Annotated in this window: 24 protein-coding genes; 14 read left to right on the plus strand and 10 right to left on the minus strand. The window is 70.5% G+C overall.

Features of this window, described 5'->3' with window-relative positions; all coding sequences use genetic code 11:
- The coding region (locus ACIHFD_RS51080) for a hypothetical protein (RefSeq protein ID WP_397373080.1) at positions 1-471 on the plus strand (471 nt) is incomplete at its 5' end.
- Between the two features lie 29 nt (positions 472-500).
- Here the strand turns inward: ACIHFD_RS51080 and ACIHFD_RS51085 are convergent.
- The 6 genes from ACIHFD_RS51085 to ACIHFD_RS51110 all read right to left on the minus strand — a co-directional run bounded on the left by ACIHFD_RS51085 (position 501) and on the right by ACIHFD_RS51110 (position 4,821).
- Positions 501-1,607: an ABC transporter permease gene (locus ACIHFD_RS51085; protein WP_397373081.1), complete on the minus strand. Its 1,107-nt coding sequence runs from the start codon at positions 1,605-1,607 to the stop codon at positions 501-503.
- On the minus strand, positions 1,604-2,500 hold the full coding sequence (locus ACIHFD_RS51090) for an ABC transporter ATP-binding protein (RefSeq protein ID WP_397373082.1): 897 nt from the start codon (positions 2,498-2,500) through the stop codon (positions 1,604-1,606). Before ACIHFD_RS51090 ends, ACIHFD_RS51085 begins: the two co-directional genes overlap by 4 nt.
- 65 nt (positions 2,501-2,565) lie before the next feature.
- Positions 2,566-3,222, minus strand: a complete 657-nt coding sequence (locus tag ACIHFD_RS51095; protein ID WP_397373083.1) for a GPP34 family phosphoprotein — start codon at positions 3,220-3,222, stop codon at positions 2,566-2,568.
- On the minus strand, positions 3,197-3,454 hold the full coding sequence (locus ACIHFD_RS51100) for a hypothetical protein (protein WP_397373084.1): 258 nt from the start codon (positions 3,452-3,454) through the stop codon (positions 3,197-3,199). The genes ACIHFD_RS51095 and ACIHFD_RS51100 overlap by 26 nt, the downstream gene beginning before the upstream one ends.
- Before the next feature lie 5 nt (positions 3,455-3,459).
- Entirely contained in the window at positions 3,460-3,939 is a 480-nt protein-coding gene (locus ACIHFD_RS51105; protein ID WP_397373085.1) for a hypothetical protein, read from the minus strand.
- Positions 3,940-4,038: 99 nt separating this feature from the next.
- Positions 4,039-4,821, minus strand: coding sequence for an alpha/beta fold hydrolase (locus tag ACIHFD_RS51110; RefSeq protein ID WP_397373086.1), 783 nt, complete (start codon positions 4,819-4,821; stop codon positions 4,039-4,041).
- A gap of 179 nt (positions 4,822-5,000) precedes the next feature.
- On the opposite strand from ACIHFD_RS51110, the gene ACIHFD_RS51115 reads away from it, so the two are divergent.
- Positions 5,001-5,597: a DUF2218 domain-containing protein gene (locus ACIHFD_RS51115; protein ID WP_397373087.1), complete on the plus strand. Its 597-nt coding sequence runs from the start codon at positions 5,001-5,003 to the stop codon at positions 5,595-5,597.
- 19 nt (positions 5,598-5,616) lie between these two features.
- On the opposite strand, the gene ACIHFD_RS51120 is transcribed toward ACIHFD_RS51115, so the two are convergent.
- Complete coding sequence (locus ACIHFD_RS51120; protein ID WP_397373088.1) at positions 5,617-6,195, minus strand: TetR/AcrR family transcriptional regulator; 579 nt, start codon at positions 6,193-6,195, stop codon at positions 5,617-5,619.
- A 101-nt stretch (positions 6,196-6,296) separates the two neighbouring features.
- Complete coding sequence (locus ACIHFD_RS51125) at positions 6,297-6,788, minus strand: DUF3459 domain-containing protein (RefSeq protein ID WP_397373089.1); 492 nt, start codon at positions 6,786-6,788, stop codon at positions 6,297-6,299.
- Between ACIHFD_RS51125 and ACIHFD_RS51130 the strand changes: the two genes are divergently transcribed.
- The 5 genes from ACIHFD_RS51130 to ACIHFD_RS51150 all read left to right on the plus strand — a co-directional run bounded on the left by ACIHFD_RS51130 (position 6,716) and on the right by ACIHFD_RS51150 (position 9,553).
- Positions 6,716-6,928, plus strand: a complete 213-nt coding sequence (locus tag ACIHFD_RS51130; RefSeq protein WP_397373090.1) for an FCD domain-containing protein — start codon at positions 6,716-6,718, stop codon at positions 6,926-6,928. The two genes, ACIHFD_RS51125 and ACIHFD_RS51130, sit on opposite strands and share 73 nt — an antisense overlap.
- A gap of 7 nt (positions 6,929-6,935) precedes the next feature.
- A complete protein-coding gene (locus tag ACIHFD_RS51135) occupies positions 6,936-8,030 on the plus strand; it encodes a D-2-hydroxyacid dehydrogenase (protein WP_397373091.1) in 1,095 nt (364 codons plus the stop codon).
- A 68-nt stretch (positions 8,031-8,098) separates the two neighbouring features.
- Positions 8,099-8,596: a gluconokinase gene (locus ACIHFD_RS51140; RefSeq protein WP_397373173.1), complete on the plus strand. Its 498-nt coding sequence runs from the start codon at positions 8,099-8,101 to the stop codon at positions 8,594-8,596.
- A gap of 88 nt (positions 8,597-8,684) precedes the next feature.
- Positions 8,685-9,038 carry a hypothetical protein gene (locus ACIHFD_RS51145; RefSeq protein WP_397373092.1) on the plus strand — a complete coding sequence of 118 codons (354 nt, stop codon included), beginning with the start codon at positions 8,685-8,687 and terminating at the stop codon, positions 9,036-9,038.
- Positions 9,035-9,553: a MerR family transcriptional regulator gene (locus tag ACIHFD_RS51150; protein WP_397373093.1), complete on the plus strand. Its 519-nt coding sequence runs from the start codon at positions 9,035-9,037 to the stop codon at positions 9,551-9,553. Before ACIHFD_RS51145 ends, ACIHFD_RS51150 begins: the two co-directional genes overlap by 4 nt.
- Here ACIHFD_RS51150 and ACIHFD_RS51155 read toward each other — a convergent pair.
- Entirely contained in the window at positions 9,546-10,748 is a 1,203-nt protein-coding gene (locus ACIHFD_RS51155; RefSeq protein WP_397373094.1) for an acyltransferase family protein, read from the minus strand. The two genes, ACIHFD_RS51150 and ACIHFD_RS51155, sit on opposite strands and share 8 nt — an antisense overlap.
- A 103-nt stretch (positions 10,749-10,851) precedes the next feature.
- On the opposite strand from ACIHFD_RS51155, the gene ACIHFD_RS51160 reads away from it, so the two are divergent.
- The gene (locus ACIHFD_RS51160) at positions 10,852-11,973 is read left to right on the plus strand and encodes an MFS transporter (RefSeq protein ID WP_397373174.1); all 1,122 of its coding nucleotides are present in this window, start codon (positions 10,852-10,854) and stop codon (positions 11,971-11,973) included.
- Here the strand turns inward: ACIHFD_RS51160 and ACIHFD_RS51165 are convergent.
- Positions 11,964-12,518 (minus strand): TetR/AcrR family transcriptional regulator, encoded by a 555-nt coding sequence (locus ACIHFD_RS51165; RefSeq protein WP_397373095.1) that lies wholly within the window; start codon positions 12,516-12,518, stop codon positions 11,964-11,966. The two genes, ACIHFD_RS51160 and ACIHFD_RS51165, sit on opposite strands and share 10 nt — an antisense overlap.
- A 115-nt stretch (positions 12,519-12,633) precedes the next feature.
- On the opposite strand from ACIHFD_RS51165, the gene ACIHFD_RS51170 reads away from it, so the two are divergent.
- From ACIHFD_RS51170 to ACIHFD_RS51195, 6 genes are all read left to right on the plus strand, one after another.
- The gene (locus tag ACIHFD_RS51170; RefSeq protein ID WP_397373096.1) at positions 12,634-13,281 is read left to right on the plus strand and encodes a class I SAM-dependent methyltransferase; all 648 of its coding nucleotides are present in this window, start codon (positions 12,634-12,636) and stop codon (positions 13,279-13,281) included.
- Positions 13,282-13,388: 107 nt separating this feature from the next.
- Positions 13,389-14,510: a sensor histidine kinase gene (locus ACIHFD_RS51175; protein ID WP_397373097.1), complete on the plus strand. Its 1,122-nt coding sequence runs from the start codon at positions 13,389-13,391 to the stop codon at positions 14,508-14,510.
- The gene (locus ACIHFD_RS51180) at positions 14,503-15,156 is read left to right on the plus strand and encodes a response regulator (protein WP_397373098.1); all 654 of its coding nucleotides are present in this window, start codon (positions 14,503-14,505) and stop codon (positions 15,154-15,156) included. Before ACIHFD_RS51175 ends, ACIHFD_RS51180 begins: the two co-directional genes overlap by 8 nt.
- A 54-nt stretch (positions 15,157-15,210) precedes the next feature.
- On the plus strand, positions 15,211-15,939 hold the full coding sequence (locus tag ACIHFD_RS51185) for an ABC transporter ATP-binding protein (protein ID WP_397373099.1): 729 nt from the start codon (positions 15,211-15,213) through the stop codon (positions 15,937-15,939).
- Positions 15,936-16,718, plus strand: a complete 783-nt coding sequence (locus ACIHFD_RS51190; RefSeq protein WP_397373100.1) for an ABC transporter permease — start codon at positions 15,936-15,938, stop codon at positions 16,716-16,718. Before ACIHFD_RS51185 ends, ACIHFD_RS51190 begins: the two co-directional genes overlap by 4 nt.
- Positions 16,719-16,721: 3 nt before the next feature.
- Positions 16,722-17,402, plus strand: coding sequence for an ABC transporter permease (locus ACIHFD_RS51195; RefSeq protein WP_397373101.1), 681 nt, complete (start codon positions 16,722-16,724; stop codon positions 17,400-17,402).
- Positions 17,403-17,510: the final 108 nt, after the last annotated feature.

Consider the following 17,510-nt stretch of genomic DNA (forward strand, 5'->3'; position numbering starts at 1 on the left):
CGACCCACCCGCCACCTGCTCGCCGCGGCCCTGCTCACGCTCGCGGCCGGCTGCGGCGTGCAACCCAGCGACGCCATCTCCGCCGGCGACCCGCCGAGCGGACCCGTCGCACCACCCCTGAAGGTCACCCTCTACCTGGTCAAGAACGGCCGGCTCAGCACGGTGACGCGGCCCGGCTACCGACTGTCCCCAACCGACACGCTCGCGCTGCTGGCAGCCGGACCCACCCCGAGAGAACGAACCCGGGGGCTCACCACCGACGTCCCACCCGAAGCCGGCCCGTTCTCGATGACCGCCGAGCCCGGCGGCCACCTGGTGGTGACCCTGTCCACCCCGCCCGGCCAACTGCCCGCGCTGGCCATCGACCAGATCGTGTGCACGGCCGCCGCCATGGCACCGGAAATCCCTGCCGGCCAGGTCACCGTCGTCGGCGCCGGGCAGGACAGCGGCCCCCGGAGCTGCCCGAGGTGAGCCGCCGTGCCCGCTTGAGATCGTCCCATTCAGCGCACGCGTACCACGTCGCCGAGCCTGACCCTGGCGCCCGTCCGCAGCACCGCCCGCTGGTACACCTTGGCGCCGAAGGCCAGCGCCGCGAGCACCGCCGCCACCATCGCCGCCGTGGAGAGCCCCGCCTGCCACAGCGGCACCTCGGTCGCCATCCGCACCGGCATGACGATCGAGGAGAACGGCGGCACGTACGACATGACCGTGGCCAGCGTGCCCGTGGGATCGAGGGTGGCGTAGAAGGCCACGAAGTAGCTCACCATGATCACCATGATGACCGGCGTCAGCACGCTGTTGACCTCCTCCAGGCGCGAGACCAGCGAGGCGAACGCCCCCGCCAGCGTGGCGAAGAAGGTGTACCCGAGGACGAACCACACCACCACCCCCGCCACCAGCCCCGGCATGCCGGGCGGGAAGTCGCCGGCGATACCCGAAGCCATGGAGGCGGCCAGGCCGACCGCCAGGATCGTGACCAGGTTGATCAGGCCGACCGCGCCCAGCCCGACGATCTTGCCGCCGAACAGCTGCCACGGCCGCAGCGTGGAGAGCAGGATCTCCACGATCCTGCTGCCCTTCTCCTCCACCACGCCCATGGCCACCATCCCGACCTGGCCGATGAGCATCATGAAGAGCACGATCACCAGCACCACGGCGAGCCCGGTGCGCGCGGCCTGATAGCGGGTGTCGGCGCCCACGGACACCATCTTCAGCGGCGGGATCGACACGCCTGCGGCCCCGAGCTTCGCCTCCCGGTTGACGCTCTGCAGGAGCACGCCGAGCTGGTCGTCGATCTCCCCGTCCGTGAGCACCTTGGTGCCGTTGACCAGCACCGCGTCCACGTCCTTTGCGAGCACGGCCCGCTTGGCGGCGGCCTCGTCGGAGAACGCGCGCCAGGTGAACTCCGAGTCCGGGGCGGCGGCCTCCAGCGGCAGCCGCTGGGAGTTGACGGTGCCGAGGGTGTAGGAATTAGGCCCGTCGAGCAGCTTCGGCGCGAAGGAGACGGCCGCCACCAGCACGGCCGTGATGATCAGGCCGGTGACGAACGCCTTCGTACGGAGCTGCGTCACGATCTCCCTGCGGGCGACCAGCATCAACTCGTTCACGCCACGGCCTCCTTGAAGATCTCGGTGAGGGTCGGGCGCTCGTGGCCGAAGTGTTCGACGTACCCGGCCTTGATGGCGCGGCGCAGGATCTCCTGGTCGTCGCCGTTCGTCGTGCGCAGAATGTGCCGGTCGCCGGACACGGTGACCGTGCCGGGCAGGCCGTCCGCCCAGCCGGGGGACGGATCGCGGACGACCACCCGCAGCGTGTCGTCCTCGGCCGAACGCAGGTCGGCCACCGTGCCCGTAGCCACCATCCGCCCGGCGGACACGATGCCGACCGAGTCGCACAGCCGCTCGACCAGTTCCAGCTGGTGGCTGGAGAAGATCACCGGCACTCCGCCCCTGCACCGCTCCTGCAGAGCGGTGGCCAGCGCGTCCACCGCGATCGGGTCGAGTCCGGAGAACGGCTCGTCCAGCACCAGGACCTCGATGTCGTGCACCAGCGCCACGGCGAGCTGCACGCGCTGCTGGTTGCCCAGCGAGAGCGCCTGCACCGGGTCGTTCCTGCGCTCGGCCACGCCCAACTGCTCCATGAGGTCCTCGGCGGCCTTCTTGGCAGTGGCGGCGCTCATCCCGTGCAGGCGGCCGAAGTATTCGATCTGCTCGGCGACCCGCATCTTCTGGTAGAGGCCGCGCTCTTCCGGCATGTAGCCGAAGCGGCGCCGGTCGTCGTAGCCGAGCGAGCGGCCCTGCCAGCTCACCGAGCCGGAGTCGGCCTGGAGCACACCCATCACGATGCGCATGGTCGTCGTCTTGCCCGCGCCGTTCGCGCCGACGAACCCGAACATCTCTCCCGGCCGTACGGCGAAACTGATCCCGTCCAGGGCGAGCTTGCCGTCGGGAGCGTCGGGGCCGCCCGCGAAGCGCTTGTGTAACTCGCTGATCTCGAGCATCAGGTGCTCTCCTCCATCATGGGTGCCGTCAAGAACTGTGCGATGAGCCGCCGTGATGCGTCATGTCAGCCGCCCCCGCTCGCCGCCGCCGCCCTGGCCTGCTCGACGCTCTTGCGCAATGCGGTCGCGATCGGCTCGACGGGCGCGGACAGCTGCTGGATCCGGTCCCGGCGCAGACGCGCCTCCCGCCAGGAGGGAACCACCGTCTTGAGCCGGGCCGCCGTGGCCAGCGCCGCCAGGACGCGGACGTCCTCATCCAGGAGCCCGACCGGCTGGCCGCCGCGGATGGCCTGGCCGACGCGCTCGGCCAGCCTGCGTGACAGGTACGCCTTGCGCGGCGTGATCCGCTCGACCGGGAATAGCAGGATCCGGCGCCGCTCCACGTTGATCATCCGGGCGGCCGCCAGCTCGTCGCGTACCAAGCGGACCGCCTTGCCGTTGTGCTTCTGCACCCACCGCCGCCACGAGCGGGGCGGCGAGTTCGAGATCTGCTCCCAGACCACGGCCCGCAGGGAACCCGGCTCGGCGGCCGGGGCGGTGAGAGCTCGCGCCTTGCCCGACTCGTCCGCCAGGTTGCCCGCCAGCAGCAGCTCGGCGAGGGTGGCCGCGCGCAGCAGGTAACCCAGGTCTCCCCGCTGGGTCAGCTTCTCCTTCCGCAGGTCGAAGGCCAGTAGGAAGGCCGATCGGGTCAGTGACTCACCCTGCTTCACTTGCGTCTCCATCCGCCTGCTCCCCTTCTTCTTCCTGATCTGTGTCGTCCTCCGGCGCCTTCCTCGGCCGTCCGCGTGGGCGCATCCGCCCCACGCTGTCGGGCAGGCGACCGGCCTCTGAGAGGGCCCTGCGCAACAGGAACTCGATCTGCGAGTTCGTGCTGCGCAGGTCGTCGGCGGCCCACTTCGCCAGCGCGTCGTGGACCACCGGGTCAAGCCGCAACAGGATCTTCTTCCGCTCCACGGCGATTACTGGTAGAGCGTGCCGGTGTTGACCACCGGCTGGGTGGCACCGCCTGCGCCGTGTCCTGCACCTGCCAGACCACCACGGTCGCGTCGTTGACCTTCGTCACGTCCGTCGCGCCGGCGCACCGTGATCGGGTTGACCCGCTGGGAGCCGGAGGCGCGCAGGGTGCCGACGTACCGGCCGAGCAGCTGCACTGCCCTGGCCTCCCCCGGCGCCACCGCGGTGAGGCTGAAGGACATGAAGAGCCCGAGCAGGATCATCAGGCTGCTCGCGATGACCACCCACATGCCGCCCTGCCCCGCCCCCGCGGCGAGCAGGACGATCCCCACGACGAGCAGCGCGATCCCGGCCAGGTCCAGCCCCGTCGCCACCCCCAGCATCACGAACCCGTTGGCCACCCGCACCGGGTGCTCGCTCGTGCGCGGTGCGGGCATGTCCACGACGGCGGTCTCAAGTGCGGCCTCGCCCGATGCGTTCGCCATCGTCCGCCCCTTCTATGCGACTTCACCCTGATATCAAAGTGATATCACTTTTTGGGCGACTGTGGAAGGCCGGGTTTGAGCTTCTCCCCTCCGCGCCCGTCAGAGCGACTTGACGAGTGCGGCGGCGAATGCCGGGGCGTCGGTGATGAAGCCGATGTGGCCGCCGGGAAGTTCGGCCACGTCGCGGCCCAGACGCCTGCCCAGCGCCACGGTCGCCTCGTAACAGGGGCGTCCGCGTGATTCGCGGCCGACCGCGGGAGTGACACGACCGGCGTGCGCCGCGAGCGAGGCAAGGTCGAGAGGGGCCGGCGGGTACTGGCGTAGCTCGTGCTCGAACCAGTAGGCGGCGTTGGCGTCGCTTCTCGGGGCGTTGGCCATGTACCGGTGGTCATAGGGGGCGAATGTGCGTTCCCGGAACAGCGTCATCGCGAGCTCGGGGCCGGAGCTCCGACGGAGGTCGTAGACCTCGGAGAAGAACCGCACCCATGTGTCGCCGTCGGGGAGCAGTCGCGTCACGGGCGGTTCGTACGGGATGAGAGTGCGGATCGCAGAGGGGTGGCGGGCCAGGAGTTCCAGTCCGACCACGGCTCCGGAACTGGCGCCGAAGACGATCGCCGGCCCGGCGCCGAGGTGCTCGATCAGACGGCGAGCGTCGTCGGCGTCGGTTTCCAGGCGGCGGTCGTAGTCCTGCGAGCCTTCGAGGAGGCTGCGGGAGAAGCCGCGGCGGTCGTAGATGGCGACGGTGAAGTGGGCGGTCAGGTGCTGGGTGACGGCTCGATATGCGTCGGCCACGCCAGGGGCGCCTGTGATCAGGAGGAGGAGAGGGCCCCTCCCGTGGGTCTCGTAGTAGAGACGGGCTCCTGGGACTTCGAGCGTGCTCACGTGTCCAGTGCTCCTCACCTGTTCGCGGTATTGCGGAATTTTGCGATACAGAGTGTATGTATATAGTACGACGTGTTCCAGATCGAGACAGAGAGGCGCTCGCATCCCCGACGGCGTCCTGGCCTGGCTCGCCGCGCTCACCAGAATCCGACCCTCACCGAATCCCGAAAGGACTGCCGATGCCGACCGCCGAAGCCCGCGTCGCAACCGAACGCGCCGGCCGATACCTCGTCCAGCTGTGCCGCCACGCCACCCAGATGGGCCACGGCTTCCCCGCTCACCCCGGCCGCGACCGGCACATGGGCAGCGAGAGGCCGAAGAACGTCCAGGCCGAGTGGTCGGAGACCAGCGGGACCATCACCGTCGACCGGGGATCCTGCGTCCTGGAGGCCACTCCCGAGGCCTTGACATTACGGATCGAGGCCGAGGACAAGGACGAGCTGCAGCGCCTCCAGACCCTCCTCACCAGGAACATCACGCGGATGGGCAGAAGGGACGGCCTGGCCGTGGACTGGAACCGTACGGACGCGAACACCGGAACGGCGCCCGCCGCGGCGAAGGCTACACCGCGTCGAGGCCGGCACATGGTGCTCGGCCTTACGGTGGCCGCCGTCCTGGCGGTCGGCGTGCACGTTGGCCTGGCCGCGGGCATTCTGGCGATTCCGCAATGGGCTGGACTGGGCGCGGACGTCGTCCTGGTGGCCCTCCTGGTGAAGGCGGCCCTGGTGGCGACCCACGCCTGGCGACGCCTCCGCCCGTCCGCCAAAGCCCGCTGAGACCGAGCGGGCGTCCGGCTCAGCGGGCTCGCAACCCGGACAAAGTGAGTGCGACGAGCCGCTGGACAGCGGCTTTGGACGGAAGGGCGCCGGCCGCCTGAAGCGCGTGGAGGCAGAACGTGGCCAGCTCGTCCGCCGCCACGTCGTCACGTATGACGCCGGCCCGCGCGGCATCGGCCAGCGCATCGCGGAACATGGCGTGCAGCTGCTGCCGGGCGTGGCCGGCGTCGTGCGATCGGTGCAGGAGAGTGACGAGGTCGGGGCTGAAACCGTGCCCTGCCATCTGCTGGTGGATGAGCGCGTACGTCTCCAGCATGGCCTCGAGGCGCTGCCCGGCATCGGCCTCGCGCTCCCCCGCCCGTACGAGGTGCTCCAGATGCCCGGCGACCTGGCGGTTGTGCCAGGCCACCAGAATCGTCTCGACGTCGGGGAAGTACTTGTAGAGCGTGGCCCGGCCGATGCCGGTCTTCTCGGCGATCTGCGACATCGTCACCGCCAGCAGCCCTCGCTCGCCCACCAGCTCCACTGTGGCGTCCAGGATCGCGTCATGCACGGTACGGCGGTGCGCCTCGATCGTCTCGTTCCACAGTTTGGGCACCCAGCCAGTGTACGAGGCGACGCAGGGGCCATCTGAGGTGTCGCTGCGGGCGGCCCGGTCCGGAAGGCCGAGCCTGGTCAGCACGCGCGGCCCCCGAACTGTCACCGCAGGAGTCGCGCTTCGAAAGGCGCGAGAGTGACCGCACCGGGCAGCCGGTCTCGCTCGCCGACGGTCGAATGCGATGACCAGAGCGTGCTCCTGGAACCGGGAAACGCGACCGTCTGGTCGCGGTCGGAAAGGTTCACCGCCACGACGAGCGAGTTCTCGCCGTCGCCACGGAGGTAGGCGAGATGGTCCGGGTCGGCGGAGAGCACGGTGATGCCGCCCTGACGCAGCGCGGCCAGCTCTCGCCGGAGCTTCAGGAGTTCCTGGACGCGGGAGAGGAGCGAGCGGGGGTCGAGCTCCTGGCTCTCGGCGCTGAACCGTCCCGCCCACGCGGGTATGGGCAGCCACGGCTCGACGTCGTCGGGCGTGAATCCGGCGTGCGACGGCGTCGCCTCCCAGGGCAGCGTTCCGCAACGTGCTCGAGGGTGTGGGGGATCTTCTTCTGAACGCGCGCCAGCTGACCGATCGTCTGCCTGGCGCGATCTCACTTGCGCTGAAGGAGCACACGGAGATCTTGCGAGCGGTCGAGCAGCGTGACCCTGACAAGGCGCGTCACGCGATGAAGGTGCACATGGACACTTCCGTAGAGGCGTGGAAACGCGCCCAGCGACTCTTCGTCGAGAGCTGATCGGCGAGTGAGCGATCACAAGGAGCCGGACGGGGACCGACTCCCGCCCGGCCGGAAAAACCTTCGAGTAGCCGTCGCCAACCCCCTTCACGAGGAGTCCTACCGGCTCATCCTGGAACGCGAACCGCGCGTGACCCTGCTGTTCGATCCCTCGTTGCTGCCGCCCGCCCGGCACCAGGCGGACTTCTCCGGCGATCCCGGGTTTCGGCGGACTCCGGAGCAGCAGCGAAGATTCGAAGCCCTCCTCGATTCCGCCGACGCGCTGCTGGGGATCCCCGACGTCGATCCTGCGGCGCTGGCCCGTACGGTGCAGTCGAATCCGCGCCTGAAGTGGGTGCACACGACCTCCGCCGGCGGCGGCCAGCAGGTCGGGAAGGCCGGGCTGAGCCCGTCGCACTTCCAGAGGGTCACGTTCACCACTTCGGCGGGCGTGCACGGATCGCCGCTGTCCGAGTTCGTGGTGCTGGGCGTCCTCTGCGGTGCCAAGGATCTTCCCCGGCTGCTGCGGCAGAAAAGCCGGCGCCAGTGGGGCGAGCGGTGGATGTCGCGGCAGATCTCCCGGCAGAAGGTGCTGATCCTCGGCTTCGGGGGGATCGGCAGGGCCGTCGCCCGCTCTCTCTCCGCGCTCGGCATGAGCGTCACGGCGACCTCACGCCACGCCGACGCCAAACACCTGGACGTCGACAGGTTCGTGAGCATCGACGAACTGGACGACGTCGTCGGCGAGATGGACGTGATCGTGTCCGCGCTGCCGGGCACCGACCTGACGCGACGGATCGTGGGCGAACGGCTGCTCGCGCGGGTCAAACGCGGTGTCACGTTCGTGAACGTGGGCCGCGGCAGCGTGGTCGACGAGCCGGCCCTGATCGCGGCGCTGGAGGACGGGCGGATCGGGTTCGCGGCACTCGACGTGTTCGAGGTCGAGCCGTTGCCCGCCGCGAGCCCGCTCTGGGGAATGCCCAACGTCTTGATCAGTCCGCACACCGCGGCCCTCGCGGTCGACGAGGAGGCGGCCGTCGTCGAGCTGTTCGCCGACAACGCCACTCGGCTGCTGTACGGGCACGAGCTCGTGAACGTCGTCGACACGGTCGAGTTCTACTGATGCCGCGGGTCGATATCGGCCGATCAGACCGAGGAAGGGGATTTCCGCTGCGACCACTTGTTGTGGTGATGGGCGTGTCCGGGGCCGGAAAGACCACCGTCGGCCGCTTACTCGCCGAGCGGCTGCGAGTGCCTTTCCTCGACGGCGACGACCTTCATCCGCGGGCCAATGTGGCCAAGATGGCTTCGGGCGTCCCGCTCACGGACGACGACCGTTTCCCGTGGCTCGTCACGGTCGGACGCGCTCTCGCCGGGTTACGAGCGGAAGGGGCGGTCGTCGCGTGCTCGGCGCTCAAACGAATATATCGGGAGACCATTCTCGCCGAGGCCCCGAGTGTGGTGTTCGTCGAGCTCCATGCCCCGCCGGACCTCATCGCCCGTCGCGTCGAGGCACGCACCGGGCATTTCATGCCGGGGGCGCTGTTCGACTCTCAAATGAAAACCCTCGAGCCGTTGGAGGCGGACGAACCGGGGTTCCGCGCGGACTGCACTCATGAGCCGGACCGCGTGGTCGCGAACCTCATGGAGGAGATCCTGCCGCGCGACTCCCGCGTCCCGCCCTGCTGAGCGCCAGGTAGCGGATGAGCGTTCGGCGTAGACGGTGCTCGTCGAAGTACTTGTATTCGGTACCCAGGTACGGGTTTACCGTCGAGGCATGACACGAGAGGCCATAACCCTGGACCAGCAGTGGGTGCCGTCGGCGTGCACGCTGCCCACCGCCGAGCAGCCGCTTCGCGTGGCCGAGTTCGACGCGTTGTTCGCTGAGGCTGTGCGGGCGGTCCGGCGGCCGGACCGTACCCGGCTGCTCCTTGATCTGGTCTTCGCTCCGGACAACGCCGGCCGAGCCTCGCAGCTGGCCGCTCGCGAAAGCGGCTGCTGCTCGTTCTTCTCCTTCACCCTCACCATCGCGGATGGCGTCATGGGCCTGGAGGTACGGGTGCCCGAGCAGCACGTGAAGGTCCTGGACGCCCTGCAGGCGCGGGCCGAAGCGGCGGCCGGCCTGACATGACATCCGGCTCGAACCCCTATGGCAACCGCTCCAAGATCACCGCGACGCAGCCGACCGAATCCGTCCACCTGCGCACCGGGCAAGTAGCCGAGCTCGCCGGGGTCAACATCCAGACGCTGCGCTACTACGAGCGCCGGGGCTTGATCGCCAAGCCGGACCGGAGCCCCGGCGGGCATCGCGCATACCCGCCCGAGACGGTCACCTTGCTGGGTGTCATCAAAGCAGCCCAGCGGCTCGGCTTCACCCTGGAGGAGGTGGCTGAGCTGCTCGAGACGGGACGGCGCAGCCATCCCAGCCCTGACCTGCAAGAGCGGGCGAAGGCCAAGATGACCGAGATAGATCGCAAGATCGCCGACCTGACCACCATCCGGGACACGCTCGGGCAGGTGATCGCAGCCCGCTGCACCAGTCTGATGCATTGCACCTGCCCTGACTGCCCGCTGCCGTATGCCGAGCTCACTGAAAGGAATGCCGATGCCGCCGATCCTCACCCGGCCCCGGTGGTCCTCACGTGAGTACGGGCGCCGCGGAGGAGTGCCGGTCAGCCAGGCGGCGGCCGAATCGCTGCAGGGGGCGCTCGATGAATCGGTGGCTCAGCCAGCTGGCCGGGAAGAGCACACCGACGAAGAGCACGCTGATGCCGATCTGCAGGGGCAGGGGTGACCAGCGCATCTCCCCCGCCAGTTGCATGACGACGAGCAGGATCGGCAGGTGCACGAGATAGAGGGAGTAGCTGATCGTCCCGAGCCAGGTGAGGAAGACGGGCACGCGGCGCGTGCGCCAGACCATGGCAGCGGCGAAGGTGGCGCCCGCCAGGACGATGGTCAGGCTCCACACATCAGGCTGAACCCACCACCATCCCGCGTTGATCGCCCACAGAGGCGTCGCCGTCACCAGGACGGCGGCGACCGCCACCGGCCACAGCCGGCCGTCGCCGCGCTCCCACCGATGAATCGCCGTACCGGCGAACATGACCGCGAGGATCGCGGCGGCGAACCACGGGACGCGGCTGCTCACCAGGACCAGAGCCAGCGCCATGACGCCCAGGGCACAGGATCCAACGGTGATCGCGCGTCCGGAGATCACACCCGCCAGACCGATGACGAACACGGCGAACGACAGCCAGGCCAGCCACCCGCCCGACAGCGACGCACCGGACAGAGCCAGCCCGGTGACGGCGCAGATCAGCCCGAACAGGACCGGGAGCAGAGCGTTGCGGTCACGCACGCCGGTCACGAACAGCGCGGCGACCAGCAGGTAGAAGACCATCTCGTACGACAACGTCCACATGGTGTTCAGCACGCCGGCCACACCGATCGCGTCCATCAGCATCGTCGCGTGCGCGGCCACCGACGCGGCCTCCCTGGGCACCTCGTCGCGCACGGGAATCCACCACGACAGGGCCAGCACCACGGCGATGACCGCGAGGTAGAGCGGATAGAGGCGGAAGAGGCGACCGATCCAGAAGGCGCGCACGCCGCCCTGCCGCTCCAGCGAGGCCGGGATGATGTACCCGCTGACCAGGAAAAAGACCAAGACGCCGTACACGCCCAGATTGAACGAGGTGGGGCGCAGCCAGGGCATGGCCCAGGTCGTCAGGTGCTCCCCCACGACCGCGAGCGCCCCGACGCCACGCAACGCGTCCAGCCACGCCAGTCGGGTAGGCGCAGTATGCGCGGCTTGAGGAGTTTTCGGAGGGGCCGTCACCATATGCCAAACGTATCGGAGCGATGATCCAACGCCACATCGCTCCGTCAAGGCCGGCGTCAGGAAGCCTTTTGTCGGAGCGGCCGGGTAGCCTGCGTCGGTGTTCATGGGCAAGAAGCAGCGACAGCCGTTCCCGGCAGCGGCGAAGACGCTGCTCTGGATACGGGTGCTCAACCAGCTCGGCTCCTATGCCCTGGCCTTTCTCGCGGTGCTCACCGGCCCTGAGCTCGCACCCCCCGCGCTGGCGAGCTTCGGGATCGCCGCCTTGATCTCACGCTGGATGGGGGCCTTCCTCCTGGACCGCATGCCGCCACGGACGGTCCTCGGCCTGGGCCTCGGCCTGACCGGCCTGTCCTTGCTGGCCCTCGCCGCCGCCCGGACCCCGCCGCACATGCTGGGAGCGGTCGTCCTCGTGGGTCTGGCGTTCGAGCTGTACGAGCCCGCCACCCAGGAGCTCATCGCCCGCGTCGCCACCGGAGCACGGCGACAACAGGTGTACGCCCTGCTCGGAGTCTGCCTGTCGGCAGCAGGGGCGATGGCCGGCCTGCTCGCCGCCGTACTGCTGCCTCTGGGCGTGCGGTGGCTGGTGATCACGGATGCGGTCACGTGCCTGGTAGCCGCCGGAGTCGCCCTGCGCTTCCTCCCACGCGGCGAGGAACGGGCCGTCGCGCCGAAACGGCGCTGGCGGCCTCCCGCGCCCTTGCTCCGGCTGACCCTCGCCAGCACCGCCTTCGCGGTGGGCTATCTGGCCGTGATGATGTTCATCCCCTTGGCCCTGCTCGAACGCGGCGCCCCTGCCTGGGCACCCGGGCTCACCCTCGCCGGCGCGGCGGTGCTCAGCCCGCTCGCGCTGTGGGCAGGCGGGCGGCGACTGGCACGCCTGGGTCACGGGATCGTGCTCGGTGGCGGCGCCGTGCTGCTCGGCCTGCTCGCCCTGACCATGGCACTCACCGAACAGCCGGGGCTGACCGCGGCGGCCTACCTCGCGTCCACGGCCGCCAACGGACTGCTGCTCGGACGCTGGCAGACCCTCGTCGCCGACTCCGCACCCGAGCCCGAACGGCCGCGCTGGTTCGCCTTCCAGGGATCGTCCTGGGGTGTCGCCCAACCCGTCGTCCCAGGCCTGGCGGCGATGTTCGGCTCATTAGCGGGCGCCCCGGGTGCGGGCGCGTTCTGGACCGCGGCCCTGGCCTTCCTGGTGGTGCCCCTCACCCTCAGCTACTCCTGACCCAGCGCCGCCCGCACGCCCGGCTCGATCGCCGCGCGGAAGGCCGCGTCCAGTTCGGCGGGCGTAGCGGTGCTCTCGCCGTCCACCCACGCCCGCATCAGCCCCATGAACGCGCCGACCACGCACACCACCAGCAGGTCCAGCGAGGCCGACGCCCGCGCGCCCGCGGCCACGAGCTCGTTCCTGACCGCGGCCGAGAGCAGTTGCTCGCCGCGCGCGTACACCTGGCCGCCGCCCCGCCGCCCCAGGAGCGCACGCACGAGCCGCCGCTGCTCCCGCACGTGCTCGAACATCGGCAGGCTGAACGCGAAAAGCTCCCCCGATCGGGCAGCCGGTACGGGATGCAGGAACGCGAGCTCGTCGAGGTTGCCGAACAGCACGTCCTGCTTGTCCGTGAAGTGCGAGTAGAACGTGGACCGGCCCACGTCCGCGCGCTCGATGATGTCGGTGACGGTCACCGCGTCATACCCCTTCTCCAGGATCAGCGCCACCAGCGCCTCCTGGACGATCCGCCGGGTACGCCGAACCCGCCTGTCTCCGGACACTTCCCCACCCTCTGTTCGGTACCGCACAACACGGCCGATCTGCTCGTTGCCCCCTCACCATAATGAACGCATCATTCATAACTGAACAGCTTGTTCATCATTGGGAGGCAATGCCATGGGTCTGGGAAAGCTCCTGCACACCCACGAAGAGCACGCCGACGCCGGCGGCACCATCGACCACCCGCGCACCTACGAGACCCTCGTCTCGATCGGATTCCTGGGCGGCCGCCGCGCCGCCTTCACCCGCGTGGCGACAGCGGCCAGGCCACGAGCAGGCGATCGCGTCCTGGACGTCGGCTGCGGCACCGGCTATCTCAGCCGGATCCTCGCCCCGGTCGTCACGCCCGGCGGCCACGTCACCGGCGTGGACCCCTCCCCCGCGATGATCGACTACGCCACCCGGCACGCTTCGGCCAACTGCACCTATGTGGAAGGCGAGGGCCAGGACCTGCCGTTCCCCGACGGCTCGTTCGACCTGGTGGTCTCCAGCTTCGCCGTCCACCACATCCCCGCCGGTGCCCGGCCCGAGGCGCTGCGCCAGATGTTCCGCGTGCTGCGGCCCGGCGGCCGCCTGCTCATCGCCGAATTCCGCCCACCTGCCAACCCCCTGGCCAGACACCTCATCGGCGCCCTCAGCGGCCCCGCCATGCGGCACGACCCTCGTGACCTTCTCGGCACCATGATCCCCGACGCCGGTTTCCGGGTGGAATCAGAAGGCCGCCTGCCGTACCTCCTCTACTACGTCCGCGCCACACGGCCATAGAACGGAGTCACCAACAGGCTCAGCGGCGTGCTGACCACGGGGAGGCCGGCCGACAGCCACCGGAAGGACCGGGCGTGCGGAGCGGCGGGCTCGTTAGGGTCTGCGGTATGGCTCAGCACTGGTTCGATCCCGACCGGTCCGGCTCCACCGGGTGGGACCTGGCGGCTGTCGCGCTGTGCGTCCTGGTGTTCTGGCTGCCGATCGACAGTGGTGGCCGCGCCGCCTGGGTCCACGCCGGGCTGATCGCGCTGCTGGTCGTCGGCATGCTGCTGCGCGGGCGGCGACCGTTCGTCGCGCTGGGCGTCGTCGGCGCCGTCACCCTGGCGGGCGCCGCGTTCGGGATGACGCTGGACCCGTTCGTCGCCTCGGCGTGGGTGCTCTACCGCGTCGCCCTCAGGCACGGCACCGCCAGGTCCCTCAACACCGTGGGGGCGGCGACGGGGGCGACCATCGCGGCGGTGGCGTTCCTGGGGACCGCCGACGCGGGGAGCGCCGTGCGTTACACGATGCTGAGCCTGTTCGCGCTGGCCTCGGCCTGGGTGCTGGGCGCCACGACGCGCCGCGCGGCGCTGGAGGCCGAGCACGCGATGCTGGCCGAGCGGCGTGGGGCCGTGACGGCGGAGCGGCTGCGCGTGGTGCGGGAGGTTCACGACGTCGTCTCCCACTCGCTCGGCACGATCGCCGTCACCGCCGGGGTCGCGGCCCGCGCGGACGACATGGGGCGCATGCGCGTCAGGCTCGGCCAGATCGAGCAGGTGAGCAGGCAGGCGATGGAGGAACTGCGGACGACCCTCGGCGCCGTCCGTGAGAGCGACGAGCCCGCCGAACGCCGTCCGCCGCCGGGGATCGGCGACCTGGCCGAGCTGGCGGACCGGATGCGGGAGGGCGGCGTTCCGGTGACGTTGACGGTGACGGATGCCGAGGGGGTTCCGGCGGGAGCCGGGCTGGCGGCGTACCGGATCGTCCAGGAAGGGCTGACGAACGTCGCCCGCCACGCCCCCGGCGCACGCTGCACGGTCACGGTGAGCGGCGTGGACGGCGAGTTACGCGTCGCGGTCGTCGACGACGGCGGCGGTGCGTTCGCCGGGCGGGGTGAGCCCGGGTTCGGGCTGGTCGGGCTGCGGGAGCGGGTCGAGCTGCTCGGCGGCGCCTTCACCTCGGGGCACCGGCAGGGGGCCGGGTTCGAGCTGCGCGCCGTGATCCCGATGCCGGAGGTGGCGCGTGACTGAGCCGATCAGGGTGCTGGTCGCCGAGGACCAGGATCTGCTGCGGACTTCGCTCGTGGAGCTCGTCGACTCCGACCCCGCGCTGACGGCGGCGGGCGAGGCGCGTGACGGCCGGGAGGCGGTCGCGGCCGCCGCACGGCTGCGCCCCCATGTGGTGCTGATGGACATCCGGATGCCGGTCATGGACGGCCTGGAGGCGACCCGGGCCATCTGCGCGGCCCGCCCGGAGGTCAAGGTCGTCATCCTGACGACGTTCGACCTGGACGAGTACGTCTTCGAGGCCCTGCGCGCCGGCGCCGGCGGCTTCCTGCTGAAGAACGCCGGCACCGACGAGATCCTCAGGGCGGTCCACACCGTTCACCACGGCAACGCGATGCTCGCCCCCGAGGTGACCAGGCGGCTGATCGCCGGCTACGCCCGCCCCCGCCCGGGCGCGGCCCGCCTGGCCGGGCTGACCGAGCGCGAGCGCGACGTCGTGGCCGCCGTCGTCCAGGGGATGTCCAACGAGGAGATCGCCGCCGCCCTGTTCCTCAGCCGGGCCACCGTCAAGACGTACCTGAGCAGGCTCTTCCTCAAGCTCGGCGTGCGCGACCGCACCCAGCTCGTCATCCTGGCCTACGAGTCCGGCTTCGTGGACGGCCTGCGGTAGCTGTCAACCTTTGGCCGATGCGGCCGTCCGGCCCCGGCTGGAACGCTGCAGTCCATGATCGAAGTTGTCGGCCTCACCAAACGTCATGGCGCCCAAGTCGCCATCAGCGACGTCTCCTTCGCCGTCGGGCCCGGGCGGGTGACCGGGTTCCTTGGCCCGAACGGGGCGGGGAAGTCCTCCACGCTGCGCATCCTGCTCGGCCTCGACCGCGCCGACGCGGGCACCGCGCTGATCGGCGGCCTGCCGTACCGCAAGCTGCGCGACCCGCTGCGCACGGTCGGCTCGCTGCTGGAGGGCAGCGGAGCGCACCGCTCCCGCACCGCGCGCGCCCACCTGTCCTGGGTGGCGCGCAGCAACGGCATCCCCAAGCACCGGGTGGCGCAGGCGCTGGCGGAGGTCGGGCTCGAGCACGTCGCGGGCAAGCGGGTCGGCACGTTCTCGCTGGGCATGGGGCAGCGGCTCGGGCTGGCGGCGGCGCTGCTCGGCGAACCCACGGCGCTGGTGCTCGACGAGCCGGTCAACGGCCTCGACCCCGACGGGATCCGCTGGATGCGGCGGCTGCTGAAGGAGTACGCCAAGGGCGGCGGCACGGTGCTGATCTCCAGCCACCTGATGAGCGAGATGGCCGAGGTCGCCGACGACCTCATCGTGATCAGCGCGGGGCGGATCGTCGCCTCCGGGCCGCTCTCCGAGGTCATCGCCGGGCACGCCTCGCTGGAGGAGGCGTTCTTCGTCCTGACCGATCCGGCGCACCGCTCCGGCGACGCCGGGAGCAGGTCGTGACCGTGCTGAACGCCATCGCCGCCGAGCTCAGGAAGCTCGTCCTGCTGCCTGCCGCGCTGGTCGCGACCGTGGCCGGCACCGGGCTGACGCTCATGTTCACCGCCATGTCCATGGCGAGCAGGCGCGGCAGGCTGGACGGCGGGATGCCGGAGGACGGCCGCACGCTCGACCTCGTCCTGGAGATGGCGGCCTTCGGCGTCATCAGCGTGATCGTGCTCGGGGTCGTCATCATCAGCAGCGAGTACACCTCCACCACCAAGGACGCGGGCGGCGGCAGGCAGATCGCGGTCACCCTCACCGCCACCCCTGACCGCGGCGTCCTGCTGGCGGCGAAGGCGATCGTGCTCGCCCTCGTCAGCGGAGCCCTCGCGATCGTCACGATCGGCGCCGGCATCCTGATCTCGCTGGCCCTGCTCGGCGGGCATGCCGGCTCGCCCGGCGCGGTGCTGGCGGCGCTCGGCTGGCGGCCGCTCGGGGCCGTCGTCTACTGGGTGCTCACCGCGCTGATCGCCTTCGCCGTCACGGTCATGACCCGCGCCGGCGTCGTGCCGATGGTCGTGTTCATCGTCAACACCTCGGTCGTGTCGGTCTCCTTCCTGCTGAGCAAGGTCACCTCGCTGGCGAAGTACCTTCCGGACGTGGCCGGCGCGCAGATGTTCGTCAGGAACTACCCGGCCGAGGTCAGATTCGAGCCGGCGACCGGCGGCCTGGTCATGGCGGCGTGGGCGGCCGTGCTGCTCGCCGTGGCCGCGGGCGTGTTCGTCCACAGGGACGCGTGACCCATGGGCCTGCGCAACACCGTCGCCGCCGAAGTGATCAAGCTCGTCACCCTCCCGGCCGCGCTCGCCGCGGTCTGCGCGACCGTCCTCGTCCCGGCCGGGCTCGCCGCCGTCATCGCCGCCGGGCCACCGTCCGCGATGGCGTCGGCGTTCAGGAGCGTCGATTACGCCCAGGCCGGCCTGCTCGTGCTCGGCGTCCTGTCGGTCGCGTCCGAGTACGCCGGGAGCCAGATCCGTACGACCCTCACCGCCGTCCCGGGGCGGATGCCGCTCATGGCGGGCAAGCTCATCGCGTACCTGGTGGTCGCGTCCTGCACCGCCCTGCTCACGGTCACCGGCGCCGCGCTCGCCGCCCGCCTCACCGACGGCGCCGAGGTGGACGTCGCCGGTCTGCTGCGCGCCGCCGCCTATCTGGTGCTGATCGGCCTGCTCGGGGCGGTGGCGGCGACCTTGACCAGGGACGTCGTCGCCGCTCTCGGCACCGCGCTCGTGCTGGTCCTGATCCTGCCGCCGGTCCTGGGCCGCGTCACCACCCTGGCCGGCTACCTGCCGAGTGTGGCGGGGGCGCGGATCTACCTGCAAGGGCCGGGGCTGACGCCGGTGGAGGGCGGGCTGGTGCTGGGGGCGTGGCTGACGGTCGGGCTGGCCGGCGCCGCGCTCGCCTTCGCCCAGCGGGACGCCTGAGGCGAGGAATCGGACACCGGCCAAGATCACGAGTTCGAGGCTGGTCCACCCCTCCGGCAGGGGCAATGTGCTTCCGTGCGGGATCCATGCGGCGTCCATGCGCGCGGC

It is taken from the genome of Nonomuraea sp. NPDC051941 (assembly GCF_044593615.1).